A 25,998-nucleotide genomic window follows, 5' to 3' on the forward strand; every position below is an offset into this window, starting at 1 on the left:
AAAATTAATTTATTGAAATGTTAGCGGTTAATTTTGGTTATGGTTATTGGCTTCAAAAGATATAAGGGGGGATTGAATGTTGAAAAAGTGGTTGACACATTATCGAAAATTTAATCAACAACAAAAGAAGTTATTATGGTTTTGGTTATTGGGGCTATCAATAGTTTTTATTGGCTATATTGGCTATACGACGTTTTATTTATATAGCGATAAACAGTCAGAAAACAAATACTGGAGCCAGTATTTACATGAAAAAGAACAATTAACAACATCGCAGCAAAAACAAGCAAAAGATGCGATTTCAGTCAGTACGGGTGTCTATGTTGAGAACATTAATGAAATTAGTATTCGTAACTCCAATTTCAATGTCACATTTCAAGTCTGGTTTAAATGGGATGATCACCATGATTTGAATATGTTGGAACATTACGAAATATATAATGGCCAAATTAAGTCACAAGAAATTTTAAAAGAAAGTCGCGTTGGAAAAACGAATTATCAATTGGCACGTGTAAATGCTGTCGTCACGAAAACTTTTTGGACGACGCGATTTCCCTTAGGCTCTTATCAAATTCGCTTTTATTTAGAACCTAAAAGTCCAATTGAAAATATCGTATTACAGGCGGATCGTAAAAATTCATCGATTAATGAGAATATTAATATTTCTGGGTTTTCGGTCAAACGTTTTGACACCAATCTTTTTGTGCAAGAGTATCAAAATAATAAAGCTGACCCAGAGGCAAATGGAAATTACACAGTCACTGAATTTTTAACGGCAATTGAATTAAACCGTGAAAATATTGGGTTATATATCAAATGTTTTATTGCTCTGGTGGGGACTTTAGGTTGGGTCTTAATTGTTTTATTCATTTGTACGTACCATAATGTAGATCCATTGGGGATGATTCCAAGTGCATTATTTGGTACTGTAAGTAATATTTTAGTTGGGGCAAACTTGGTTCCCGATGCACTACACACGGGCTTATTGGAGTTTGTTAATATTTTTGGCATCATTGTTATTTTGTTTTCATCCTTTGCTGTCATCACCATTAATCGACAGCGTTCTTACTATCACGATGATGATTTTGCTGCTTTTTTTGGCCGCCATATTTTTTGGATGGTCGCCATATTTACGGTGGCGGGAAATATCTTGTTACCAATGGCAGCTTATAATTTTTAAGCAAAAAATGTAAAAGTGCGCCAAAAACAGTGGATGTTTTTGGCGCACTTTTTAGGCGATAATGAAAGTATAGATTTTTCATAAGGAAAAACAGTGACCGATTGTTTTAGCTTTTTTTACAGAAAAATAGCGTTGCTAGATTAATAGTCGCCCCGACTAAGTTTCATTTTGTCTATTTTGCGACTATTTAAAAACCAGTACTGATGATAATCTCCAACAAGGGCGGTAAAGGGAACACCGACAATACCTTGTTGTGTTAATTTTTCTTCTAAATAAACTTTTAGAATCCAAGGATCTTCAAGTGCCGATTGCTCTAAGTGCAATATCCGTTCAATTTTTGCAGGAGAGACGTTAAAATCTTCAGCAATTAAGGTAGGACTTAAAGAAGCACGACACATATTTTCTTGTAGTTGTGCAATCGTATCAATTGTTTGTTGGGTAGTTAATGACATGCTATTCACTCCTTATGCAAATGGATCATTACAATTTTTTTAAATAAAAAGTTGTAATTACAACTTTTTACAACGGCTAATATACGTTTTCCTTCTATAGTTGTCAATGGAAAAGTTGTAAATTTAACTATTTTCCATTAGACTGACTGCAGGGAGTGATAATATGTTAAAATCAGATTCCATTTCAGAAAAAATCTATCAAATTAGCAACTTACAACAAAACTTTGTCGCACAGTCATTAAAATACCTTGAGCTTAATCCAATCCAAGCACGAAGTTTAAATTATATTGCGCAGCATCCCGGTACGATTCAAAAAAATTTGGCTGGATATTTGGAAAAACCCAATGCTACAGTAACGAATATTTTGAAAAGTTTAGAAAAAGCTGATTTTATCAAACGAAAAATTCCAGTTGAAAATGAACGCCAAAAGCAATTATTCTTAACTGCTGCTGGTGAAAGAGTAATTGGCGAAGTAGAGCAGATCTTTGCCCAGTTAAATGCTTTGGTAGAATTAGAATTGACAGCCAAAGAAATTGATTCACTAAATCAAGTGTTACCCAAAGTTGCGAGCGTATTCAGTAAGGAAAAATCTTAAGTTAGTAAATGTTAAATAAAAATAGAGCTATTTCCTTAGTTACGTTGGAAATAGCTCTATTTTTTGAACCACCAAAAAAGTAGGTCGCTTTAAAAGCTGTGCTACTGTTTTCTGTCTCGTTTATTGTTTTAAGCAGCCGCTTCAGTATTTTTAAATTGTGTTTGATAAAGCTTAGCATATAAGCCATTTTTTGACATAAGTTTATTGTGTTCACCTTGTTCAATGATTTGCCCATGTTCCATAACCGCAATCTGATCGGCATTAGCAATAGTGGAAAGACGGTGGGCAATCACAATACTTGTCCGATTTTGCATAAGGTTATCCATAGCTTTTTGTACATAATATTCAGAAATAGCATCTAAAGCAGAAGTTGCTTCGTCCAAAATTAAAATTTGAGGATTTTTTAGGATGATACGAGCAATCGCAATCCGTTGCTTTTCCCCACCAGAAAGCTTAATGCCGCGATTACCAACGACAGTATCATAACCATTTGGCAATGTCATAATGAAGTCGTGAATATAAGCCGCTTTAGTAGCCGCAATTACTTCTGCTTTACTTGCATTTTCATTGGCATAAAGTAAGTTATCGTAAATTGAGCCGTTAAAAAGAAAGGTCTCTTGACTGACTACACCGATATTTTGTCTTAGACTGGTGAAAGTTACGTCTTTAATATTTTGGTTATCAATGGTAACAGTCCCACTTGTCGGATCATAAAGACGTGTGAGCAGGTGAGTTAAAGTTGATTTTCCCGCACCAGAAGGACCAACTAAAGCTAAAGTTTCACCAGGAAGAATTTGTAAGTTAATATTGTTTAAAACTTCATTTTCTTCATAACGAAAATCGACAGCGGTAAATAATACTTCACCACGACTAATGGTCAGATCTTTTGCTTGCGGGGTATTTTGGATTGTTGGCGTAATGTCCATATACTCAAAAATTCGTTCAAATAAGGCAAAAGAACGCATTAAATCAACTTGGATATTGGAAAGCTGGGTAACCGGATTATAAAGTCTACCTAAAAGTGAAGCAAAGGTGATAATGCCGCCAATAGTTAATTGTCCTTTGGTCAGTAAAAAACCACCAACTAAATAAATCAACATCGGCCCAATCGCCATTAAGACAGACATCGCCATGCGAAACTAACGCCCAGCTAAAGATTCTCTAATTTGTAAAGCAGTAACTTCTTGGTTGATTTCATCAAAGGTACTAAAAGCTTCATCTTCCTTTGTAAAAAGCTTCATTAGCGTACTGCCACTAGTGCTTAAGGTTTCTTGGGTATGTTGATTTAGTTTGCTTAAGGCACTTTGACTAGCAGCAGCAATTTGCCATCTTCTTTTGCCGACTTTACGAGTTGGCAAGATGAATAATGGAACGGTGACAAGCGCAACAGCTGCTAAAATTGGATTCATAGAAAATAACGCAAAAAGAGTCGTTGCTAAAATGAAAATGCTGCTTAGTGCATTGATAAAAGTCGTTTGAAACACTTGTTGAATGCCGTCGACATCACTGGTTAGGCGTGTCAAGATTTCCCCTTCTTTTACCGTGGTAAAAAAACTTTGAGGTAAAAAGGAAAGGTGACGGTATAAATTGTTTTTCATCGTCAGCGTAATATTTTTGGCAATCCAAGTACTTAAATAACCTTGTGCAACTTGTAAAAGGTTCAATAAAATCGTAGCCGAAATTGAAAGGCCCACGAGAATGCCTAATTGCGGTAAATTGTGTTTTGGCAAAGCTATGTCGACTATTTTTTGTAATAAAAGTGATGGCACAAGTCCCAGCGTGGAAGTAGCAAAAATTAAAAGAATTACCAGGATAAGTTTTAAGGCATGTGGTTTGAAATAATTGAGGATTCGACGGATGAAACTAAGTGTCAATTCAGGTTTTTTTGTTTGGTCAAAGTCAAAGCGCATTCGAGCCATTAAATCCCCTCCGTTTATTAGTTAGGTACCTAATTATTATACTACCTTTTTTGAAATTTGTAAATAGATAGGCACCTAACTATTTGACGAAAGAAAAATCATTGCGTAAAATTAGAACAATAAAGGATGTGTTTTGATGAAAGAAGAAGTTTTATTTGAAGAATTTCAGCGTTTGAATCGTTTGATGCGACGACGCCTAAAACATAAAACAAAGAAAGAGGAATTTTCCTTTGGTCAGAACCGATTATTACGGATTTTGGCTAGACATGAGGGGTATTCACAAAAAGAATTAGCTGAAATGATGCATATCAGACCCGCGTCATTAAGTGAACTATTGAAAAAATTGAGCCAAAAAGGATATTTAATTAAAAAGCAAAATGAAACGGATCGCCGCATAACCAATTATTTTCTAACTGCAGAGGGTAAAAGCTACATTTCATCAATTCAAGATGAACAAAAGCATTTGGGACAAGATTTATTTGCGACGTTATCTAGTGTAGAAAAAGAGCAATTGCATCACATCTTAAATAAATTGACCACGCGCTTGGAGGCAGAATAAATGAGCAATCTAAAAGAACGGGTACTTGTTTTTAGCGATGCTATTATCGCAATTATTTTGACGATCATGGTGTTGGAAATTCCAATTAAGTATGCCAGTAGCGGTGATATTGTCTGGCAAACATTATTATCTGCTGTGGGCATTTATTTTATTAGTTTTTGTTTTGTAGCGAATTTATGGTTTCAAACGGCGTATGCTTTTAATCGAATTGAACAAGTTAAAAACAAGAGCTTGGTGGTTTATCTGCTCTTGCTATTTTTCTTGTCTTTGGTCCCAGCGGCGACGCGGATTTTAATTGAAGATACAACACAGCAGACAGTTTTGATTTACGGTATTCTAACTTTAATTGTGACAGTATTGATGCGCCGCTTGGTTACGGCTTTGACGAAGCAGTCAATAACGGAAATAAATTTACAAAAACGCCGCGTAGATGAATTAAATCGCCAAGATATGCTGAGTTTTATTGCCCGCATAATTATTTTAATAATTGGCTTATTTCAGGTCCATGTTGCCTTAGTTATCTATTTGGCATTGCCAATTTTAGCCTTTTTACAAAATATGATTGATCGCGAGGAAGATCGTTTTGTTGATACATTAGACCAAACAGAACAAGCTGATTATTTTGCTGATCGTAATCAAATTTGGGGCAGTTCAATGAAACGGTATTCGAAATTATTACGCGACTCTTTAAAAGATCCCAATGAAAAGGACAGTCAACAATGGGAAGATATTATGAAAGAGTGGCTGGGAAAAGTGGATCAAGAAATTGCGATGCGACAAAAAGCTATGAAAACCGCTTCTACTCATGAACAAGAACACTTGCAACAAGAGATTAATCGACTACAAATGCAAAAATCGCGACTGCAAGAGCGCGAAAATCACTTGGAACAACGCCCGTTCAACCGCAATCACCCGAAATTTCAGCCAAGTAGCAAAAAAACACTGTCTAAAAAATAGCGCATAAATGTAAGACAAAATAATTGAAAAGAAAAAAGTTTGGCGTTATCCTTTTTATGTTGCATAAATGGGATATAGCCAAACTGGTAAGGCACTTGACTCTGAATCAAGCAATTGCAGGTTCGAACCCTGCTATCCCAATAAAAAAGCTATAACAAATTGTTCAACGACTTATGAAAATACCGTTTATTTATGAAAAGTGCTGTGGCAACTAGTTGCTACAGCACTTTTTTATGTTAATGACAAACTAGATTGCTTCTTCAAGGTAGTAGGGGCAAAAGAAAAAGGATTTTGCGCTTTTTTTTGTAGCGCATCAAGCAGGTGTTGGAATAATTCTCCTTGATATGCGTGATGCTGTAAAGCTAAGGGATAAACCTCCTTATCAGCAGTAAAGTGATCTTTGGTCACCCCGATATAAAAATCATAGTTTGTATTTTCTTGATAGATTTCATAGCTGACAAATTTGATTTGATTAAGAAAATTTGTCAAACTGGTCATCATATAGTAATTCGGTAAAGGTTGAATACCGACAAAAAGCTCGATTTGATAGTGCTTTTTTTCCACGTAAGGGTAAACAGATTCTGCTAAAAAATAAGGTAAGTCTTTGACTTGCTGGGCTGACAGTAATGTTTTTTCTAAATAATATTCATACTCAAATAAAAAGAGCTGACAGAAGGTTACCAATTCTTGATAGTTGTCTTTTTGTGTGACTACAGTTGGTAACATAGTTTGTAAGCGGGTAGCCGCAAGCAATGCTGGTGATTCCAATAAATAAAAAATTAGAAAGATATTGCATTGTAAGACTGTTGCTTCACTTTTAGTCAAGGGTTGATAAAAATAGTCTTTTTGTAGTTTCACGATGAAATCTTGGCTGATAGTTGCCGTGGGAATTCCTCTTGCCAAAAAATCAGTAAATTGTTGGGTAACTTTTTTTATCCGCCAATCATTTTCAGATAAATAGTGGTTGGTGAATAGTTTGAAATATAATGAGCAGGCTGCATTTTCAATTTCTGCCGCATCACAGCTGAAATTGGCGAAATAATCCTCTAAAATCTTGGCTTTAGCTAAAAATAATGGTGGTGGACAGCTAGGTTTTGGTAGTGGGTGGTGATTTTTAAGGCGTAGGCGCGCGATTAATAAACAAGATAAGCCGACCCATTCATTTAATAAGGTAGCACCCTGATGTGCTAACTTATCCAATACACGTAATTCTTCTTCAAGGGAAATATCTGCTGCAAATAAGTCTGCACCAAAAGCGCCAACCCCCAATAGCTTGAAAAACACAGCCTGGACGTTTTCTTCATCGCTACTAGTAATGGTCATTTGGCCGGCGTTTAGCCAAACATCATATTTTTTTAAGTAAAGAGATAGTGGACGAATTCTCCTTAATAAAGTTGACTGACTAATAAAATGTTCTTGGCAAAATTGCGTCAAGGTTTTTTCAGGAGTTAGTAAGATGGTTTTTAAAATCTGATACCCCAACGACTTTTGAACTAAAAAGCGGAGATACGCCGTTTCTTTACTATTATCTTTTTTCCAAATGACAATCCCTTTTTCAGGAACAAGGGATCCCCAGCCTAAAGCAAGAAAATCTTCTTCCAGTTCTAAAACTAGTTGCGCTGCTTTTTTATAGTTCATATTTAATTCAATACTTAGTTGATTAATGGAAAAGTGAGGGCCCCGCTGATTATTTATATGGTGTAATAAATCTCTTTTTTCGCTACTAATTTTATCTAAAACTATTGAAAATAGTTCATTTATGACCATATTTTATTCTCCTTGTGGCAATGGATCTGCTAATTTTCTTTAGTTTAACAAATGTAAAGAGAAAAAATGTCTAATCTTTTTTACGGATGATTAAAAAATAACCAAAAATGAGTATATTTATCGTGAGATTGCCTTTGGCTGGAAAAGACGCACACTTTAGGATTTCAATCTTTTACTCAAGCTATTTTTTGTTAGCCAATTGGAATAGTTGCAAACAGGGTGGCTGTTCTTCTTAACAAAATAGAAAACGAATCACAAAAAAAGACATCTGGCTAATATGTCTTTTTTTTGATACAGTTCATTATTTTTCATAACAGAGCTAAAGAACTTATTTTAGCAAAAAGGGCGAAAAATTAAGGTTTGTCAATTTTGACAAAAAGTACAGAAAAAATTGATATTTTATTGCTATTTAAAATTGAGATAACATTTGCTTTTTAGTTTTTGTTGCTGCTATAGCTTTTTGCCTAAAATAAATAAAAAGTGCTGTAATTTTTAATTATAAAATTATAAAATGATTAATTTGACGTTAGAAATAGATTTGTTATGATGTGGACGTAGAGCGATAATTTTGTCTAGAAAAGCTTCAGCCTGTGGTTGGTTATCGATTGAAGCTTTATAAAAAATTATCCAAATTTTAGAAGGGATAGGTGTGAAATGAAGAAAAAAGGAATCGCGCTTGCAGTACTTCTAACAGTAATCGCCCCTTTTATTATCCAATTATGTACAGGATTTGCCCAAACTGCCGCTGCTATTACACTGCCGCTTGCAAATAAAGAATACCTCATTATGGAAAATGAGATAGTAAAAGTTCAGGCTAAAGCACAAAGCGAAGATCAGAGGATTATCTGGCAGATTCACTACGAAAAAACTACTGATGAAGTGACACCGTATAAATTAAAATTCAATTTTGTAAATGGAAAAGCTGCACCAGCTAGTAATTGGCAAAATGAGAGGCAGTGGCTTCAAGAAACCAGTTTTACAGCCAAAAATGAAGGAACTTTGTTTGTAACGACACCAAAAACACAAACACGATTAAGGCTTTATATCCAAGCAGATCGACAAGATTGTCTTGAAACAGCTACTTTACAGAATGCTTTAAAAAAAAATGCCCTCACAGTTGATACAGAAAAATACCCCACAGTAAGAATTGTTCCCGATGTTTTCACCGGCAAAGACGCTGAGGAAAAAATTTTGACAATGAGTCAAACACAAACAAATTCTCTTAATGAATCAGACTCAAATAAACAATCCGTAATAAACGATTCAAGAGAAGAGAATAAAATGAACTCAGTTAAAACCAATGAAATACGCCCAACAGATCAACTGGCAAAAAGAACTACGCGTGCTGCTGTAACGGCAAAAGACTTAATCATCTCTCCTGATGTGTTGGCAAATGTCACCGTAAAATCTGCGGCAAAAGAAAATGGGGATGGTATCTGGACAGCTGGGGTAAAAACAGTCTCTAAACCTAATAGTACCCAACAGACTGGTGAAAAAAATGATTACAGTTATTATCAAGATGCAATAAAAACGAATAATCGTTATGCACAATTTTCTAAAGGCTCAGGTTCTAGTGTAATTGCCTATCCAATTGAGGCCGTTAAAAAACAAATTAAAAAAAATGGCACAGGCAGTATTTTACAATATACCGACACCAAAAATAAAAAGGTCGATGAAGTTATTGAGCTAAATTTTAGTGAAGTTGGTTTTTATCTCGATAGTAACAGTGACTTAAAGCCAGTAGGAGCTAAAGTTACAATTTCCAATATTCAAATTGGGGCAGGGCCAGATTGGTTGAAATGGGATAATAACGATTCGCTCTATCCCTGGCTGGAGTTTTCTAACAATCTTTTTTCTGGTGTTTTATACAGTTTTGTCCAAGGCTTTGATATTGATTTTGAGTTCTTTGTAAAAGGCGATACTGCAAAACTTGTTAATTTTGAAAAAAATGATAATTCAGTCTTTACTTTTGCTTCTTTAAACGGCTACGGAAAAGGAAATCTCCACCCTTCAAAAGATGCGGAAAATATCGCAATACACGAGTTTGCCGGACTAAGGAATAAAGAAGAAGGGCAACTTGTGGCAGATTCATTATTAAGCCAAAATGAAGGCGGAAAATATTATGCTACTGCAGATACAGGTGGAAAGTTTGATGACCATTTAGGAGCGGCAAACTTTAATTTAGCTGCCGTTTCTTTTGCCTTAACTGGAACAAAGCAAAGCTTTACTATGGGCTCTACCCAAGGCCGGGCTTGGAATACTTTTGCAAGTAGTCAAGTAAAAAAAGTGCAACAAAAAGCACCCACCAAAACGGTTCAACCGATAAAGCAATATAAAAAAGGCGATGCTTGGAATGAACCAACTGGCGCAAGCTCAGGATTTGAGCAACGTTATTGGAATGACTTAGATAGTTACGATGTAAAAAATATATTACCGTGGGATTTACCTAAAAACTATCGTCAAATACAACACAATGCAGAAACTGGAGCATTAGCAGCTGGGGTACCGCCAAAAGCGGCACGTTTTGTGGAGCCAAATAGCGAACATTATTATTTCATTAATCAAGAAACAATTAATCTGTATACGGAGTCAATTTTGATGCCAGAAAGTTATGTTATTACAGATACCCTACCAATAGGGGTCACAATTAAAGGTGCACTACAAGATGTGCTGACACTTTATAATTTAGATGGGCAAATACTTGAACTATCTGAAGAGGAGATAGCATATAATGCCAAAAATAGAGAATTAACAGTAATTATCTCGAAAGAAAATACCATGAACATTCATAAAAAGGCAGCTGAAAATGCCTTTAAAGGTCGGGACTTCAGCTTACGGGTTAAAGCAAGTGTCGTTGACAAATCAGATGAAACAAGCAGTGCTGTGATGACCAATAGCGCAAAAGTAAAGTTTGTTTATGCGGCAGAAAGCGATATGGAAGAAAAGCTCACCAATAAAGTACAAACGCGCTTAAAAGAGGCCACAGTTAATGTAACGTTGACAAAAATAACCGAAGGAAATGTGGCACTTGATGGCGCGGAATTTGGCTTATTTACAGATAAGACAGTTAGCACTGCTAAATATATGACCAAAGCAACGGATAAAACTGGAAAATTACAGTTTGAAAACGTGATACCGGGTCAATATTGGCTAAAGGAAACCAAAACGCCCACCGGTTTTCAAACAATGGAACCGCGTCAAGTGACCATTACAACTACCGGGGAAATGATAGCAACAGGAATAAGCAATAATCAAATAACAAATAAGTTAAAACCAATTCAAATTTTCTTAGAAAAAATTGACAGCAACGCACAGGCACTTTCAGGTGCAGTATTTAAATTGGTAAATCAGGCTACAAAACAGGAGTACCCTTTTGTAGCCACAAAAGAAGCGGGTAAATATGTGTTAGAAAATTGTCCTACTGGAAGTTATAAACTAATTGAAGAACAAGCTCCAGCAGGCTACGAAAAAATTAGCGACGCGATTGGAACACTAAAAATTACTGACACCGGAGAAATTACCTACTCTTTAAAAGGGGCAACAGTTGATAAAACTAAGGATACAATCAAGGTGAATTTACCAAAAGTCCAAAATCATTTAAAAAAATTCGATTTAACCCTGGTAAAAAAAGATGCCGCTACGGAAAAAACGTTAACCGGCGTAGTCTTTACACTATTTGATGAAACAGGGACACAAGAAATTAGTACAAAGTCGACAGATGCGCATGGGAAGCTGACCTTTACCGGCTTATTAACAGCAGGGAAAACCTATCGCTTACGAGAAGTTGCCCCGTTAGCTGGTTATCTTCCTTTAAACTATGATTTTATAATCAAAGTGGCAAATAATGGTGAAATATCTGTTACTTATAACAATAAGGATTGGGACTACACCTCTGATAACAGCGCAACAGGGGATACAAATAATTTTATCGCGCTAATAATCAAAAACCAAGCCCGAGGGTCACTACCTAACACCGGAGGAAATGGGCATCACCCATTCCAGTTACTAGGACTAGGCGCTATTTTTGTTGCGGGCATTTTAGGTTGTTGTTACCAACTAAAAATAAGGCAAAAAGATGCATCTTAATGGAAAGACGATTATTTTTTTCTAGCAGCCCTTTTCCTTTCGTTTCTGGTAAAGTGCCCCAAGATCCTAAATGGCTTACCAGAAAAAAGAGCCGCAAATACAAAACTACCAAGAAACTGCTGAAATACTAGCAGCTCCCCATTCCATCGATAGGCCAGATTAAGTGTTAGAAACGCTGATTCCAACTGGATGAGTCTGAACATGTAAAATGCATTAACAAAAACAAACGAAGCCGATTTAATTCGTGACTGCAAAAATTAGGAGGAATAAAGATGAGAAAAAATTCAAAGATTTTATGTATTCTAACGATGTTTTTCGTGTTATTACCGTTATTTTGGATATTTGGTGAAAAAGATGCAGCAGCGGCCATTGAAACGCAAACAGTCAAGCTGCACAAAAGACAGTTTGAAAATTATCCCAATGAAAAAACGTCCAATTTAAAGTGAAGGTCAAAAAAAGTGGCCAAAGTTTTTAGTTATAAAAAATTGTTCCAAATCCTAACCAATTGCAAGTGCAGTTACCCTATGAAAATAAATCTTCAATAGGAAAATTTACAACGGAAATAAATGACGAAATAAAAGACGAATTATTTCGGTTTTTTCTTAATTGGTGTTAGATTTTAAAAGTAGTTTTTAGATGAAGGGAAGTCCTTAAAGTGTTAAATGAAAAATTACTTGAAGTTTTAAATCATGAAGGTGCCGTTACTATTATTACCTCCAGCCAACAAGCACCAGGCTTTCATGCAGTGAACACGTGGAATAGTTATATCCATGTAATTGATGATAGATTATATATTCCAGCCGCAGGTATGCATTCAACTGAAGCAGATGTAAAAAAGAATAATCAAGTGCTTGTCACACTAGGTAGTAAGGAAGTTGAAGGAACAGTTGGGGCTGGCGCGGGTTTTCATATTCTTGGTCGTGCAAGTTTTATTACAGAAGGTCCCATTTATGATCAAATGAAAGCCGACTTGCCATTTTTATCCCGAGTATTAGAAATTACAGTTGAAAAAGTCACGCAAAAAATTTAAAGATTTTAGCATTTCTATATCAATAGATAGCGCTTGTAGTACTAATGAATTCTATTAGCACTACAAGCGTTTTTTAGCAGTTACAAGTATATTTTTTTTACAAGGGAAAACGGTAATTTGACTGCTTTTGCGTTACCCGAACTTTTCAAACTCTCTGCTAAGAAATAAGCAAGCAGCTACGAAAATGAAAAGCCCTTTTAATAAATTTTGGTCTTATGTAGCAAGGTTGAAGGATTTTTTTATTGTAGCAGATTGTTTTGCGTCGCTTTTGCATTTTCTTTGGGCTACAATAAAATGGAGGTGAGACAATGATTTTACAAACAATTTTATTATTATTCGGCGGTGCATTAGGTGGTATTTTAGGTGCTGTCTTGGGCATTGGTGGGGGCATTATTTTGACGCCATTTTTGACGTTAGTCATTGGTCTGAATATCAAATATGCTATTGCAGCTAGCATTATTAGTGTGATTGCGACAAGTTCTGGGGCGACGATTGCCTATTTGAAAGACGATATGCTCAATTTGCGAATTGCAATGTTTTTGGAAATTGCAACAACGATTGGAGCGATTGTCGGGGCAATTTTAGCAAGTATAGTGGCACCCCAATTTCTTTTTGTTTTGTTTGGTGGTTTTTTATTATTTTCAGCAGTAAATATGATTCAAAAATTAGTAAATAAAAAGACAGAAAAGATTGCGGTAACTTCTGATCCATTGGCTGAAAAATTGAAACTCAATGGCTCTTACTTTGAAAAAACGACCCAGCAGAAAGTCGACTATCAAGTTGAAAAAGTACCAGCGGGGTTTGCCATGATGTTAGCAGCTGGTTTGGCTTCTGGTTTACTTGGTATTGGTAGTGGCGTTTTTAAAGTAACCGCGATGGATACGATTATGAAGATGCCTTTAAAACCCTCCAGTGCTACGAGTAATTTGATGATGGGAGTAACTGCGGCGGCATCGGCAATGGTCTATTTTTTCAACGGCACGATTATTCCAGAGGTTGCAGCACCACTTTCATTAGGGGTTCTAGCTGGAGCACTGCTAGGTTCTCGCATTATGCAGCACTTGCAACCAAAATGGATTCGTTTCATCTTTATTCCCGTCTTGGTTTTAATGGGACTACAAATGGTCTTACGCGGATTTGGGGTGAATATTGGATGAGGACAAGTAAAGAGCAAAAAGAAATTCAAGCAGTCGAGCTTGCAATTGGGAAAATTTTACGCATTGGGGTAATTGTTTCGGCTGCGATCATCTTTTTTGGTTTAGTTTTACTTTTAGCAAAAGGTGGGACTGGCTATAAATTAAACGAAACACCCAATACGTTGACCCTAATTTTGACTGGATTATGGGCCTTAAAACCCGGGGCCTATATTATGGCTGGAATTTTTTGTCTAACCTTAACACCAGTCCTCCGGGTAGTGGTTTCAATCTATGCTTTTTTGAAAGAAAAGGACTATTTATATGTCACCATTACCATAATAGTTTTAATTATCTTATTGATTGGTATTTTTACGGGCTTTGTCGAAAGAAAATAGTAAAAAATTTGGACCGCATAAATGACACAGTAAAATAGCATTGGCTACTAGGCTAGTGGTGTCAGTTTATGGGGTCCATTTTTATTTTCATAATAAAATTTATTTACTCCGTGTTTCAATTGAAATTTTGGTCTCGTAGTAGGTAACAACATGAGGATGCAAAGCTTTTTTAATGCCCACTAGTGACTTTGATCCCAATAATTCCCACCAGCAATAACGCTACGAATAACCAAGTTAAAGGTGCTAATTTATCATGGAAAAAAACCACACCGACGATGATAGAACCAACAGCGCCAATTCCTGTCCAAACTGGATAAGAAAGACTCATTGGCAACACTTTAATAGCTTTTGATAAAAATAAAAAACTGGCGATCATCCCTAAAACTGTATAAATCGAATAGTCCAGCTTGGCAAAACCTTCACTCGCTTTCATCATCGTTGACCAAAAGACTTCTAAAATACCTGCTAACCCTAAATAAATCCACGCCATTTTAATGCGCCTCCTAAATATTTTTAGCAAATGGTGTCCTACTTTTTGTAAAAGGATACCTTAAACTAGGGACAATGAATTTTTGAAAAATAGTGTCAGTTTCAAAAATGTTGCCTCAATATAAAGGTCCTCTGATAAGCAAGACAAAATAAAAAAAGAGGGCACCATTCCTACAAAGACCTAACGGAATGGTTTCCTCTTTAAGCTGCCCGGTAGCAGCGAATAATTGATTTGCTTGATTGAAATTTTAGCACAAGGGGGCAAAAAGTCAATTGGTGTCACTCAAATGAGCAAATTCTTACTGATTTCTGACACTATTCTGACATTGTTGCATCAATTGCGGCAATTAAAGCATGACGAAAGTTGTTTGCTTCTAAAGCAGCTACCCCGCGAATTGTGGAACCACCTGGTGACGTAACGCCATCTTTTAGTGCTGCAGGATGAATTTTACTTTCTATGGCTAACTTCGCTGTTCCTTGCAACATTTGTTCCACTAATTCATAAGCTAACTCGCGTTTTAAGCCATGAAGCACCCCAGCATCGCCTAAACTTTCAATGAACATCGCAACAAAAGCTGGCGTGCAGCCAGCAATAGAACCCACAATTTCTAAGTCAGTTTCTGGTACCTCATAGACAGAACCGAGTGGGGCTAAACTGTTTAGAATAAATTCCTTCGCTTCTTGTTTGATATTTTTTGTAAAACTTATTCCCAAAACACCTGCGCCAACTTGAACAGGAGTGTTCGGAATGCAGTGAGCAAAAGGATAATCTGTTCCAAGCACTGCTTTCATGTCACTTAAAGTTACGCCACCAGCTACGGAAACAATTGGAATATTCTTGGCTAATACAGTTTGGGGCAACGATTTTAAAATGGGTAGGACACTGCTATTATTGGTCGCAATGATCAGTAAATCCATGGCAGTTAAATCAGATAAATCAGTTAACAGCTTGAAACCCAATTCCTTTTGTAAATTTTCTGCGGTTTGGCTGTGACCTGCTTTAACGTAAATATCTAAAGCGGCTACCTTGTCATCATGAAGCATCCCTTTAATTAGCGCACTCCCAATTTGACCCGCACCAAAAAACGCAATTTTCATCTAAATTCCTCCTCATAATCAATTAAAAATTTTAGCGAAGTTGTAAATCATGGTTGAAATAATTTTTATACGCTTTGTAACCGGCGATAATTGCACCAAGGCTTGTAGTTGAAAGTAACATAAAAGTTACCATGATTTGATATTTGATCGCATGTACAGGATCAACGCCGGCAAAAATCAGACCCGACATCATGCCCGGCAAGCTTACTAACCCCACCGTTTTGGCAGAGTCAATAGTCGGCTGCATCGCTGTTTTAATACTTTCTTGCAAAATCGGTAAAGCGGCTAGTTTTACCGGAGCGCCAAGCGCAAGTTTTTCCAAAACCTGCTGTCTTTGGTCATGGAACTTAGCGTACAAATTGCGATAACATAAGCCAATCGCAATCATAGCGTTACTAGCTATCATACCGCTAATTGGAATAATTTGCGAAGGAATGAATTTGATTGCCCCTGTTGCAATTAAAACGCCCATAGTAAGATAAGTGCTAATAAAAATTGCCACAAGGGAATCAAGAAAATGTTTATGAATGCTGGGATTACGTTTATGGGCATTCCAAGCGGCATTTAAAACAATGAAAAAACTCATGCAGGTTGTTAACCAGAAATTATTGACTTGAAATAAATATTTTAAAAGATAACCGACAATAAATAATTGAATAACAGCCCGTAATATACTGTAAAAAATATCGCGACTTAAGCCCAATTGCTCCTTATAGCTAATGGCAACTGCAACTAAGACCAAAATAAAGGCTAAAACTAATGACTGATTATTAACGGCTAATTGATTCATTGGTGATTTTCCCCTTTTCTAACCACAATATTTTGCTGGCGCTGTGAATTTCTGCTGGATCGTGGGTCACTTGGATGATGGTGATGTTTTCTTTTTGAAGTGTTGCAATCAAATTGTGGACAATCCTTTTACTTTTTTCATCTAAGCCGACCGTTACCTCATCCAATAATAAAACTTTAGGTAAAAACATAATATTACGAATTAAGGCGACCCGTTGTTTTTCACCACCGGAAAGTTCAGTGATTTTTTTGGCGAGGTAGTTCTGAGGTAAGGCGACAAGCTGTAACAATTCTTCGGCTCGTTGATGATTGAAATCTTGATTACGAACAGTGGCAGGAAAAGATAAGTTATCGTAAACTGTTTTTCCAAAAAGACTTGGCTGTTGAAAACAGTAGGAAACTTGTTGTCGATAAGTAGCTATCTCATAATCAGACTGCTTGTTATCCTCAAAATAAATCGTGCCAGCAGTTGGTGTGAGTAACGTCGCGATTAATTTGAGCAGTGTGCTTTTACCACCACCGGAAGGCCCAGTTAAAGTTAAAAATTCTCCTTGTGATAAAGTGAAACTGATTTGATCGATAATCTTTTGATTTTCAACGGTGTATTCCACCTCAGATAGACGTAATAATGACATAAAATTCTCCTTAGTTTTAATCATTCAACTATTTATTTTAAATGAGTTAGTTGTTAAATTCTATTGACAGGACTTAAATGAAAAAGGCTATCAATCACGTAGAAGTGGGCAAAAAAAATACAATAAAAATGTTTTAAGCAGCCATGAATTCCTGCAAGCCCTCTTTTTAGGACAGATGCTTTACAAAGTGAAGTTGTCAGCAGACTTTTGGTGTAAGTTCGTTATAATAAAATTGGCAAGTTGTTTTAAAGGAGAGGGTAATCAATGGTAGCAATTAAAGTCGTAATGAGTGATGTAGATGGCACAATTTTGAATTTTCACCACCAAATTAGTAATAATTTAAAAAATGAGGTCAAGAAATTAACAGCCAAAGGCATTCCTTTTGTTTTAGCTTCAGCTCGTTCACCAGAAGGAATGAAACAAATTAGTCGTGAGTTAGCACTGGAAAATGTGCCACTTGTGGCTTTTAACGGAGCTTTGATTTTAAAAGAGGCTACGACTATTTTTACCAAGCCCCTTGAAAAATATGAGGTTATGCGGACCCTCACGTTATTAACGGCTCATTTTCCTAACATCGGAATTAATCTTTATAGTGAAAACAACTGGTACGTCAATAAAGTCGATGAGCACATCAAAGGTGAAAGCAAAATTACGCAATTAACACCAAAAGTTGCAGATTTAGCTTCTTTAGCGGCAACTGTGCCGGTCCATAAATTGCTTTTAATCGCAAGTGAAGCTGAGATTAGTGCAGCCTATGAATTTTTAACACCTCAAGTAACCACTAGTGCACTTTATTTATCAAAAGAAAATTATTTAGAAATAACGCATCGCGCGGTTTCAAAAGCTGAAGCACTACGAAAGATTGCAGCTTATTATCAAATAACTTGCAGAGAAATTATGGCCTTTGGAGACAATTACAATGATCTACCTATGCTAAAAGCAGCTGGTATTGGCATTGCGATGGCAAATGCGCCCCTTGCAGTAAAAAAAGCCGCAGACAAAGTAACCAAAACAAATGACGAAGATGGTGTGGCTTCTGTTTTAGCAAAACTACAATGACGATAACAAAAAAGAAAAGAGGGACTAATTTTTGTCCCTAAAAAATTGCGGGTTTTTTTATCGCCGATTAAAATTTTGAAAAATTGTCCTACATGCTTATTTTAATAGCTTGTTTTATTTAAAAATCGGGAAGTATTAAACTTGCGATTGTTACCGTAATGTAAAAATTATTTGAATAATCAGTGAATTTTATTTACAAGCGTTATTTTACATGGTATAACCTTCCAAAAGAGAGTTTGAGGTGGTTCCCATGAAAAAAGAAGAAGTGTGTATCAATGCGATTTATGAAGCAGATGTGATTGGTTATGAGGAACGAAAAACAGTCAAAGTTATTAGTATTTTAGAGCGAACTGTAACGGTCGAAGTTTTAGATTGCGGGCTGGTGGCCTTAGCAAAAATTGCCACGATGGAAGCTGCACTGACTGCTTAAGTAAAAGTTTTATTTAAAGAATAAGGTGAAATTTACTTGTTTTGATCTCTTTGGTTGTCTTAATTTTTACGTCATAAAGACAAAACTAGACTTTCAATTTTATAAACTTTCATCTGGAGTGTAGCGGAAAATAATTAAAAAAAGGCTCATGTAGTTGTAGTCCAGCAGAAATAAAAAAATACTCAAAAGTTTGATTTCTCAAGGTGATTAAGGTGAGATTCATTCTTTTGAGTATTTTTATTTACAGTAAAAAATTATTTTTTTCTTGGCAAGACGGTGATGCGGTAATTATCGAAGTAGCTCGCATCGCCCCTACATTGGGTAAAAGCAAAGATACCCATGATAAGCGCACCAATGGTATTGGTTAATAAATCGCCCATGGTATCCATTAAAGCCGCTCGGCCAACAAGATCAACACCACTAGCCCGGTAACGTTGTAAATTCATATCGCCAATGGTGTCACAAAGAAATTCCCAAAATTCCCAGAAAACACCGCAGACACCAGCAAAAGCAAAACCAAAAAGTAAAAACAACCAAGGGGAAACATCTTTACTTTGCGCCTTGTTTAGCGCAATAGCAGCAATGCCATAGCCAAGGGCAGTTAAAACCATCGGGCTGATACTGTGGAGTAATTTGTCCCACCAACTGATATAGGCAATTAAGTGTAGACAAGTTCCTAAAAATACTGAAATTAATAAAAAGAACCAGTAAAAGATAACGATCATGGCTGGAATTTCAATGCGGAGAAACTTACGGCATAATTGCGGTAAATAAATCAGAATAATACCGGCAAGACATTCTACAAAGACTACTGGGGAATCTGTTCGGGCTTTTGTCACCAGCTCAAAAAAGTTAAATGCTAAGACAAAAAGTCCAAAAGTCAGTAAACCCAGTTGGATTTTTTTAATATTCATAAACAGACCTCCAACAAAAGTGTCAACAGTAACTGTTGCAATAAGTGCTAAATTCAGTATACCAAAGATGCTGTGATTACTGAATTAAGAGCCATTTTAAAGCTAGTTGAGCCAAGCTGTTAACTGATGGAAAACGTCAGTGACAGCTTCATTTTCTTCTTTTAAAAAGTCGTGGGGCAGGTAATAAACAGGAACAAATTTACTGTCAGCGCTTTTTTTTGCGAGGGTCTTACTGTATCTAAAGGGCACCTCATTGTCGTTTGCACTAGCCGTGCTGAAAATCGGTGGCAGCTTGGTTAAATCAGCTTCCGTTAAGGTAAACAGTTTTTGATTTTCTTTTGTAATGCCATAGTACTGCGCTAACAAGTTGTGAGAAACACCATATAAATAAAGTAAAAAGCGTTTCATAAAAGGATCATCATAAACGGGTGTCGTTTGGTCAATATCTTCGATCATAGCTTCAGTAATGGTCTCACTACTTAGACTACGCGGTGTGTCAATAAAAGTTAAATCATAATAGCCATAAAAATTTATTAACTGCTGGGGCAAAGTGCGGTTTTCTTTTTGCAAAAAAGTTGTTAATAGCAGCATTAAATAGCTCCCCGCAGAACGGCCGCAAAAACTAAAAGGGGCCCCTTTAATAATTGTTGTTTCTAATTCTTGCCAAGTTTGTTTTAATTGGGCAAAGATTTCAGCTAGGCTACTATTTGGTGCTAGTAAATAGTCAAAGCTAATAATTGTATAACCCCGTTGCAAAAAGACTTGGGCCAAATTTTCGGTCAAGTCGGCTTTACTGCCAAAAATTAGACCACCGCCGTGAAAATAAAGGATATAGCGAGGGGCCATTTTGGTTAAGGGCATAAAAATCGTGGCTTTACTGCCGCTAGTTAAGGTAACTTGTTTTTTCAATTTTTTTTCTCCTTAATTTTAAGTGTAATAAGTAAGTGGCGATTTCAATATTCATCGTTTGCAAAGGATTGTTCAAGTCTAAAGCTAAAAGTTCTTGAATGCGATCGATACGGTAACGAATCGTTTTTGCATGTAAAAATAATACTTCTGAGGTTTGTTTGTAGTTGCGATTGGTTTTAAAAAAAGTAAACAGGGTATTGAATAATTCTGGTTGTCGCAGTTGTAAGTCAATGAGTTCAGGGGAAATTAAATCAGCGACTTCTGCGAGTTTTTCTTCTGAAATAAAATAGCGAAAAATTCCCAAATCTTGAATATCTACGACGTTTGCAATGAGATATTCTTGATTAAAACGCAGTATATCCAAGCAGTCAATTAGAATTTCTTTGATTGTTGCCACTGGTTTAATAGGACTTGTAGCAATTACCAAATGACAATTTTGACGTAAGGAATCAACTAGTTGTCGGCGAATTTCTTCTTTTGATAGACGGCGCTGTTCATCTTTTAAATTATATAAAACTAGCGAATAGTTGTGATGTTCAAAAAATAAAGTATGGGTACGTAAACTGCGTAATTTATTTCGTAGCATTCGTTTTTCTTCTGTTGGTAAATCTTTTGTGGCAAAGGCCACGCCTTGATAGTAAGGATAGTAGTCCATTTTAGCTTCTTTTAGCAGGCTTTTTACTTCATCTAAATTGTTAGGGGTATTTTGTAAAATGGCATCCGCTAAGTTATTTAAGCGGGTGTAACGGTCTTTTTTAATCAGAAAATCCATTTGCAGTTTTTCTTGAATAACATCAATTAAGTTTTCGATGATCATCAAATCGGTTTCCTTTAGACCAACTTCACCTTCGTGAACTAAAAGAGTACATTCGCTACTAAAATTGTTGGCGATATTGGTTTCAAGAGCAAAATATTCTTTACTCTCACTATGGGAAAATAAAGTTAACAATTCATAGTGGTTTTTACTAAATTCTCCAATTGGCATTTTGACGCGTTTGGTGACCACTAACTCGTGAGGAAGCGTCCCAAAGCGCAACGTCAATTTTTGTTCTGGCAAGAGTAAAAGACAATCTTTTTGAATCATATGATAAAACTCCGTCATGATTTGTTCATAAGAAGAAAAGTTCCGGGTCAATCGGTTAAAACGTTGTCGGACTTCATAATATGTTTTTAAAACATGCGATTGATGATTCAAAATGGGCTGATAAATTGCCAAAACAATTTGTTCATAGGTAACATCTTTTTTTACTTTAATTAAGGGGAGTTGATATTTTCCACAAAACGATAAAAGCCATTCCGGTACGCGGTTAATTAAGCGTTCGACTTTGACCACCATACCGCTGACGCCAATTCCCCGCATTTTTTGAAAAAAGTCTTCAATTTCAGCTAGTTCCATGTTTTCAAAGGCATAAAGGGAAGTTAAGATCAGCTGATTTTTTCGACTCCACTTCTCAATATCCAACGCTTCTAAAATCATCACCGATTCAATTTCATTTTCTAAACCGATTTCTCCGGTTAACAACTGACTGTTTTGAAATATTTCTAACCGCAATAATTCATATATTCTCATTTTATTCTCCTTTTTTACGCTTTTGGATAAAAAATATGTAAAATTTTTGGAATATTATCAAGTGTAAACGCAATCAATAAAAAATACAATAAGAGTGTAAAGAAAATCAGGAATAAATAAACATCAGTTTTGACGTCAGCTGATTTAAATTGACTGGTTTTAATAAGTGAAATTTCTCAGGAGATTTTTTTGAAAACAAGGAGGAATAGTATGTTACAAACGGTGATTTTGAAAAATAATTATCAAGACTCAATCAATCTCATGCTATTAACAAATAAAATTAATGATTTACCAAATGTCAGCATGAGCCAAATTATGATGGGGACAGATGCAAATAAAGATATTTTACAAAATACGAATCTGTTAACGTCACAAGCTCAAAGTGCTTCACCAAATGACTTAATGATAGTCGTCGATAGTGAAGACGGAGAAATTATGGCAGAAGTGCTGCCGGCTGTTCACGCTTTTTTAGATGACTTATCCACCAAAAGTGAAACGACTGAAAATAAAACGGCCACTTCTTGGGAAGAGGCATTAACACAATTGCCAGATGCTAATATGGCGTTGTTTAGTATTCCTGGTGAATATGGCGCGCCTGAGATGGAAAAAGCGTTAAAAGAAGGTCTGCATGTCTTTTCATTTACTGATAATGTTTCTTTGGAAGACGAGGTGCGTTTGAAAAATTTGGCCCACGAAAAAGGCTTACTTATGATGGGGCCAGATTGTGGTACAGGGATTATATCTAGTATCCCGATTGCATTTACGAATGTTGTTTCTCCGGGGAATATCGGTGTTGTGGGTGCTTCTGGTACGGGTATCCAAGAAGTGACAACTATTATTGATCGGCTAGGAAATGGCGTCGTTCACGCTATTGGAACGGGCGGTCGCGATTTAAGTGATAAGGTTGGTGCAACTACGGTAAAAGATGCCATTGTGGCTTTAGAAAATCACGAACCGACTGATGTGATTTGCGTAATCTCTAAGCCACCTGCAAAAGAAGTGCGCAATGAAGTGGTGCAATTGTTACAAAGTGTCTCAAAACCAGTTGTCGCGATTTTTCTAGGAGAAAAACCCACCGCTCATGAAGGGAAAGTTTATTTAGCACATACATTAGAAGAGACCGCAAAAATTGCGATTGATTTAGCTAATGAAAAACCAATCCAAAAAAATTATTTTGAAGCGATGGCAAAACCAGCTGTACCTGTCTTGTCTACTGATAAAGTGGTGAAAGGTTTATACTCTGGCGGGACATTGGCAGCAGAAGCGGGCATGATGATTTCAGAAGCATTAGGTTTGGAGGGGTTAATAAAGCAAGCAGGCTATATTTTAAAATCCAATGGTTATGATGTGATTGACTTAGGTGATGATATATATACCCAAGGAAAGCCACATCCGATGATTGATCCTGAAGTGCGAATTCAAAAAATCCATGAATATGGTGCGCAAAAAGAAACTGGCATTATTTTATTTGATGTTGTTTTGGGTTATGGTGCACACGAAGATATGGCGGGCGCGTTGTTGCCAGCGATAAAAGAAGAATTAGCAAAAGCGCAAAATGAAGGACGTACGCTTTATTTTGTTGCAACGGTTGTGGGTACGAGAAAAGATCCACAAAACTATGATGAAACAGTGAAACGCTTAGAAGAAGCGGGCATTTATGTCGCCGAAAGTAACGCGAAAGCTGTGCAATTGGCATTATTACTAAAGGGCATCACAATTTCTGAAGCAGATAAAGAAGTCGTAGCTTATTCAGGTGAAAAAGTTGCGATTCCCCAGGCAAGTCAAGCCGTCATGGAGTTATTAAGCACGAAGCCACGAATTATTAATGTGGGACTGCAAAGCTTCAACGATTCGATTACAGATTACGGGGGGAAATCGGTTCAATTTAATTGGCGTCCCCGTGCGAGTGGTAATAAAAAAATGATTAAAATTTTAAGTGCATTAGAAGACCATGCAGCAGAAATACAGGCTGAAAATGACAAAGTAATTGAAAAAATTAAGAATTCACAACCATTTTTAGTTGATGTACGACCAGCCAAAGAAGTTATTCAAGAATTAAATGAAGCACAAAAAACCTTGTTACATGCCGGTCCACCGATTACTTATGGGCAAATGACTGGACCGATGAAAGGATCATGCATTGGTGCGGCTTTATTTGAAGGCTGGGCCAAAGATGAAACACAGGCAAAACAAATGTTGGAAAATGGCGAAGTTCGTTTTATTCCATGCCATCATGTTCACGCAGTCGGGCCAATGGGGGGGATTACTTCTGGCAATATGCCGGTGGTTGTTATTGAAAATCGTTTAGATGGTACAAATGCATACTGTACGATGAATGAAGGTATCGGCAAAGTATTGCGGTTTGGTGCTTACTCACAAGAAGTGGTCGATCGCCTGCATTGGATGAAAGACATTTTGGGCCCAACAATTGCTAAAGCTTTAAAACAAACTCAAGAAGGCATTAATCTAAACGTTTTAATTGCACGTTCCATTACGATGGGAGATGAATTCCACCAACGAAATATTGCGGCTTCTGCTAATTTTCTAAAAGAGGTAGCGCCACTAATCGTTAAACTACAAATGGACGAAAAAGAAAAATACGACGTCATTAAATTCTTAGCTGATACGGATCAATTTTTCTTAAATATTATGATGGCGACAGGTAAAGCAATTGTAGATACTGCGCGTAAAGATACTAAAGGGACAATTGTCACGACCATGACACGTAATGGTGTTGATTTTGGTGTTCGCATTGCTCAAACCGGTGATGATTGGTACACAGCACCTGTTAATACACCAAAAGGATTATACTTCACCGGTTTTACAGAAGAAGATGGTAATCCCGATATCGGCGATAGTGCTATTACTGAAACGGTTGGGGTTGGAGCGATGGCAATGGTGGCCGCACCAGGAGTGACACGATTTGTTGGCGCTGGTGGTTTTCAAGATGCTTTGGATATTTCCAATGAAATGGAGCAAATTTGTCAAACGCATAATCCGACTTGGACAATTCCAACTTGGGATTTTAAAGGTACTTGTTTGGGAATTGATATTCGCAAAGTTGTTGAAACGGGAATTACACCAATTATTAATACCGGTATCGCGCATAAAAAAGCCGGTGTTGGACAAGTCGGTGCCGGTACAGTTAGAGCACCTTTAGGCTGTTTTGAAAAAGCATTAGAGGCTTATGCTAAAGTGTGGGATATTCATGTTGACTAAAATTGTTATTAGTGATTACCTCTTGCCTTTGGAAAAATTTGGCGTAATTGGATCGGTGCACAGCGTTTTTGAGCATTCTTTTAATCTCAAAGTTGGTGAAGCCTTAATTAATGTGGCCAATTATCATGAATATCTCTCTTGCTTTGGTTTGTTTGTTCCAACAGAAATGTTTGCAGCATTAAAACCTTATGTCAAACAAGGAGATCCCGTTAAAATAAAAAATGACCGCATTGTTTTTTATAATCAAATGCAAGTTAAAACCTTACCTCTCATAGATTACACAAGTGTTTCTTTAAAAGTGTCTGCTACACATCTGGAAAAAGAGCCGCTGCAATTTTTGCAGCAGCTCTTAGTAGCAGCCGATTTGGAAGAAAAAATTGGTATCCAAAAAGACGTAAATTTTATAGCTGTTAAAAATCAATTGTTGCAGCCAGAACAAGCAAATTGGGAGGCGGTAACTAAATTTCTAATTGGTCGTGGGCAAGGGTTAACCCCAAGTGGGGATGATATTTTAGTTGCTTATGCTTTTATTGCCCGTATTTTAGGAAAACCTTACGCCACAGATCTAGTAGCTAAATTGGCTAAACAAAAAGGACGCACGACAGATATTAGTTGGGCTTATATAAAAAGTTGTGAGACAGGTTACGTTAACTCGTTGATTTATCAATTGTATCAAGACTTAAAAAAACAGCGCAAAGAAAATTTAGCTCAAGATATTCAAAATATTATGGCAATTGGACACACATCGGGAAAAGATATGTGTTATGGCATTTATCTTGGGATAACTGCAGTTTTAAATACTTAAATTTT

Annotated in this window: 24 protein-coding genes and 1 tRNA gene; 14 read left to right on the forward strand and 11 right to left on the reverse strand. The window is 36.5% G+C overall.

Going from position 1 to position 25,998, the window contains the following annotated elements; translation table 11 throughout:
- Positions 1–76: 76 nt before the first annotated feature.
- The gene (locus P3T75_RS02715; protein WP_282462144.1) at positions 77–1,180 is read left to right on the forward strand and encodes a ligand-gated ion channel; all 1,104 of its coding nucleotides are present in this window, start codon (positions 77–79) and stop codon (positions 1,178–1,180) included.
- Positions 1,181–1,320: 140 nt separating this feature from the next.
- On the opposite strand, the gene P3T75_RS02720 is transcribed toward P3T75_RS02715, so the two are convergent.
- The gene (locus tag P3T75_RS02720) at positions 1,321–1,632 is read right to left on the reverse strand and encodes a DUF2316 family protein (RefSeq protein ID WP_282462145.1); all 312 of its coding nucleotides are present in this window, start codon (positions 1,630–1,632) and stop codon (positions 1,321–1,323) included.
- Between the two features lie 163 nt (positions 1,633–1,795).
- Here P3T75_RS02720 and P3T75_RS02725 point away from each other — a divergent pair, with 163 nt between their 5' ends.
- Entirely contained in the window at positions 1,796–2,227 is a 432-nt protein-coding gene (locus P3T75_RS02725) for a MarR family winged helix-turn-helix transcriptional regulator (RefSeq protein ID WP_206904385.1), read from the forward strand.
- Between the two features lie 128 nt (positions 2,228–2,355).
- On the opposite strand, the gene P3T75_RS02730 is transcribed toward P3T75_RS02725, so the two are convergent.
- Positions 2,356–3,360, reverse strand: a complete 1,005-nt coding sequence (locus P3T75_RS02730; RefSeq protein ID WP_282462146.1) for an ABC transporter ATP-binding protein — start codon at positions 3,358–3,360, stop codon at positions 2,356–2,358.
- Between the two features lie 6 nt (positions 3,361–3,366).
- Positions 3,367–4,146 (reverse strand): ABC transporter transmembrane domain-containing protein, encoded by a 780-nt coding sequence (locus P3T75_RS02735; RefSeq protein ID WP_282462147.1) that lies wholly within the window; start codon positions 4,144–4,146, stop codon positions 3,367–3,369.
- Positions 4,147–4,282: 136 nt separating this feature from the next.
- Here P3T75_RS02735 and P3T75_RS02740 point away from each other — a divergent pair, with 136 nt between their 5' ends.
- From P3T75_RS02740 to P3T75_RS02750, 3 genes are all read left to right on the forward strand, one after another.
- Complete coding sequence (locus tag P3T75_RS02740) at positions 4,283–4,705, forward strand: MarR family winged helix-turn-helix transcriptional regulator (RefSeq protein WP_282462148.1); 423 nt, start codon at positions 4,283–4,285, stop codon at positions 4,703–4,705.
- Positions 4,706–5,662, forward strand: a complete 957-nt coding sequence (locus P3T75_RS02745; protein WP_282462149.1) for a TMEM175 family protein — start codon at positions 4,706–4,708, stop codon at positions 5,660–5,662.
- Positions 5,663–5,730: 68 nt separating this feature from the next.
- Positions 5,731–5,803: transfer RNA gene (locus tag P3T75_RS02750), tRNA-Gln, on the forward strand.
- 90 nt (positions 5,804–5,893) lie between these two features.
- On the opposite strand, the gene P3T75_RS02755 is transcribed toward P3T75_RS02750, so the two are convergent.
- Complete coding sequence (locus P3T75_RS02755) at positions 5,894–7,429, reverse strand: helix-turn-helix domain-containing protein (protein ID WP_282462150.1); 1,536 nt, start codon at positions 7,427–7,429, stop codon at positions 5,894–5,896.
- Between the two features lie 654 nt (positions 7,430–8,083).
- Between P3T75_RS02755 and P3T75_RS02760 the strand changes: the two genes are divergently transcribed.
- The 5 genes from P3T75_RS02760 (at position 8,084) to P3T75_RS02780 (ending at position 14,076) form a co-directional block, all read left to right on the forward strand.
- Complete coding sequence (locus P3T75_RS02760; RefSeq protein ID WP_282462151.1) at positions 8,084–11,515, forward strand: MSCRAMM family protein; 3,432 nt, start codon at positions 8,084–8,086, stop codon at positions 11,513–11,515.
- A 272-nt stretch (positions 11,516–11,787) separates the two neighbouring features.
- Entirely contained in the window at positions 11,788–11,961 is a 174-nt protein-coding gene (locus tag P3T75_RS02765; RefSeq protein WP_206904404.1) for a hypothetical protein, read from the forward strand.
- Positions 11,962–12,170: 209 nt separating this feature from the next.
- Positions 12,171–12,545, forward strand: a complete 375-nt coding sequence (locus P3T75_RS02770; RefSeq protein ID WP_282462152.1) for a pyridoxamine 5'-phosphate oxidase family protein — start codon at positions 12,171–12,173, stop codon at positions 12,543–12,545.
- A gap of 308 nt (positions 12,546–12,853) precedes the next feature.
- Complete coding sequence (locus P3T75_RS02775) at positions 12,854–13,702, forward strand: sulfite exporter TauE/SafE family protein (protein WP_282462153.1); 849 nt, start codon at positions 12,854–12,856, stop codon at positions 13,700–13,702.
- Entirely contained in the window at positions 13,699–14,076 is a 378-nt protein-coding gene (locus P3T75_RS02780; protein ID WP_282462154.1) for a DUF1634 domain-containing protein, read from the forward strand. The genes P3T75_RS02775 and P3T75_RS02780 overlap by 4 nt, the downstream gene beginning before the upstream one ends.
- A 169-nt stretch (positions 14,077–14,245) precedes the next feature.
- On the opposite strand, the gene P3T75_RS02785 is transcribed toward P3T75_RS02780, so the two are convergent.
- The 4 genes from P3T75_RS02785 to P3T75_RS02800 all read right to left on the reverse strand — a co-directional run bounded on the left by P3T75_RS02785 (position 14,246) and on the right by P3T75_RS02800 (position 17,087).
- Complete coding sequence (locus tag P3T75_RS02785; RefSeq protein ID WP_282462155.1) at positions 14,246–14,566, reverse strand: DMT family transporter; 321 nt, start codon at positions 14,564–14,566, stop codon at positions 14,246–14,248.
- A 314-nt stretch (positions 14,567–14,880) separates the two neighbouring features.
- Entirely contained in the window at positions 14,881–15,663 is a 783-nt protein-coding gene (gene proC / locus P3T75_RS02790) for a pyrroline-5-carboxylate reductase (RefSeq protein WP_282462156.1), read from the reverse strand.
- A gap of 31 nt (positions 15,664–15,694) precedes the next feature.
- A complete protein-coding gene (locus tag P3T75_RS02795; protein ID WP_230709457.1) occupies positions 15,695–16,453 on the reverse strand; it encodes an ABC transporter permease in 759 nt (252 codons plus the stop codon).
- The gene (locus P3T75_RS02800; RefSeq protein ID WP_206904432.1) at positions 16,434–17,087 is read right to left on the reverse strand and encodes an ABC transporter ATP-binding protein; all 654 of its coding nucleotides are present in this window, start codon (positions 17,085–17,087) and stop codon (positions 16,434–16,436) included. Before P3T75_RS02800 ends, P3T75_RS02795 begins: the two co-directional genes overlap by 20 nt.
- A 264-nt stretch (positions 17,088–17,351) precedes the next feature.
- Between P3T75_RS02800 and P3T75_RS02805 the strand changes: the two genes are divergently transcribed.
- Both P3T75_RS02805 and P3T75_RS02810 read left to right on the forward strand, forming a co-directional pair.
- Positions 17,352–18,146 carry an HAD family hydrolase gene (locus tag P3T75_RS02805; protein ID WP_282462157.1) on the forward strand — a complete coding sequence of 265 codons (795 nt, stop codon included), beginning with the start codon at positions 17,352–17,354 and terminating at the stop codon, positions 18,144–18,146.
- Positions 18,147–18,396: 250 nt separating this feature from the next.
- The gene (locus tag P3T75_RS02810; RefSeq protein WP_206904449.1) at positions 18,397–18,576 is read left to right on the forward strand and encodes a hypothetical protein; all 180 of its coding nucleotides are present in this window, start codon (positions 18,397–18,399) and stop codon (positions 18,574–18,576) included.
- Positions 18,577–18,830: 254 nt separating this feature from the next.
- On the opposite strand, the gene P3T75_RS02815 is transcribed toward P3T75_RS02810, so the two are convergent.
- From P3T75_RS02815 to P3T75_RS02825, 3 genes are all read right to left on the reverse strand, one after another.
- Positions 18,831–19,490 (reverse strand): hypothetical protein, encoded by a 660-nt coding sequence (locus P3T75_RS02815; RefSeq protein WP_206904451.1) that lies wholly within the window; start codon positions 19,488–19,490, stop codon positions 18,831–18,833.
- Positions 19,491–19,592: 102 nt separating this feature from the next.
- Positions 19,593–20,399, reverse strand: a complete 807-nt coding sequence (locus tag P3T75_RS02820) for an alpha/beta hydrolase (RefSeq protein WP_282462158.1) — start codon at positions 20,397–20,399, stop codon at positions 19,593–19,595.
- On the reverse strand, positions 20,374–21,969 hold the full coding sequence (locus P3T75_RS02825) for a PucR family transcriptional regulator (protein WP_206904456.1): 1,596 nt from the start codon (positions 21,967–21,969) through the stop codon (positions 20,374–20,376). The genes P3T75_RS02820 and P3T75_RS02825 overlap by 26 nt, the downstream gene beginning before the upstream one ends.
- Positions 21,970–22,179: 210 nt before the next feature.
- Here P3T75_RS02825 and fdrA point away from each other — a divergent pair, with 210 nt between their 5' ends.
- Complete coding sequence (gene fdrA, locus P3T75_RS02830) at positions 22,180–25,188, forward strand: bifunctional FdrA/YlbE family protein (protein WP_282462159.1); 3,009 nt, start codon at positions 22,180–22,182, stop codon at positions 25,186–25,188.
- Positions 25,178–25,993: a DUF2877 domain-containing protein gene (locus tag P3T75_RS02835; protein WP_282462160.1), complete on the forward strand. Its 816-nt coding sequence runs from the start codon at positions 25,178–25,180 to the stop codon at positions 25,991–25,993. The genes fdrA and P3T75_RS02835 overlap by 11 nt, the downstream gene beginning before the upstream one ends.
- Positions 25,994–25,998 lie beyond the last annotated feature (5 nt).

The sequence above is a fragment of the Enterococcus montenegrensis genome, from assembly GCF_029983095.1.
In the GTDB taxonomy this organism is placed as follows: Bacteria; Bacillota; Bacilli; order Lactobacillales; family Enterococcaceae; genus Enterococcus_C; species Enterococcus_C montenegrensis.